The sequence below is a fragment of the Paenibacillus sp. P4_A7 genome (assembly GCF_056402455.1).
This window is the reverse complement of sequence record NZ_JBFUHJ010000932.1, coordinates 1-541: the sequence shown is the minus strand read 5'-3', so window position 1 is coordinate 541 and position 541 is coordinate 1. Positions and strand designations below refer to the sequence as shown.

At 43.6% G+C, this 541-nt stretch carries 1 protein-coding gene; it reads right to left on the bottom strand.

Translation table 11 applies throughout. The features are described from left to right. The coding region (locus AC1DWN_RS35015) for an S-layer homology domain-containing protein (protein ID WP_477563384.1) at window positions 1–541 on the bottom strand (541 nt) is incomplete at both ends.

The following is a 541-nucleotide window of genomic DNA, read 5'->3' as shown; positions in this document are numbered from 1 at the left end:
TCACCCGCCAGCGGAAGGATCGCAACCATTGCAGTTTACCGTGTGACTGTTCCTCAGTAAGTGACACGACAACCATTTTAATAAGCGCTTCGCCGGTAACAGCATCGTTTGGCCCGAATTTCCCGTTACCGTAACCGCCTACGATTCCCTTCTGTACAAACTCTGTGATTTCTTGCTTCGCCCAGTGGCCTGCTATATCTGAGAACAAGGGAATATCCACACGCAGATTATAGTAGGCCTGCTTTGGCGCTTTAATGGTGAACGTGTATTTCCCCTTGTTTGCATTATCTATGCGATAAACATTAACCCAATATGATTTATCAGGATCATTTATGTTCGTGCTTTTCGTGTTAGTAATAATGTGACCGTCAGGCAATTTTAATGTTGAAGTAAACTTCCCATCGTAACCGTCTAATTGAAATTCAATGTAAGCTGCGCTTGAGGTCAATTCGTATGTTTTCGTGATTACAACCTGCTTTGCAGACATAGCTTCCACGGGCGTCAAGTTTACAAGCCAAATAATGACGAGCAACGTAACGAT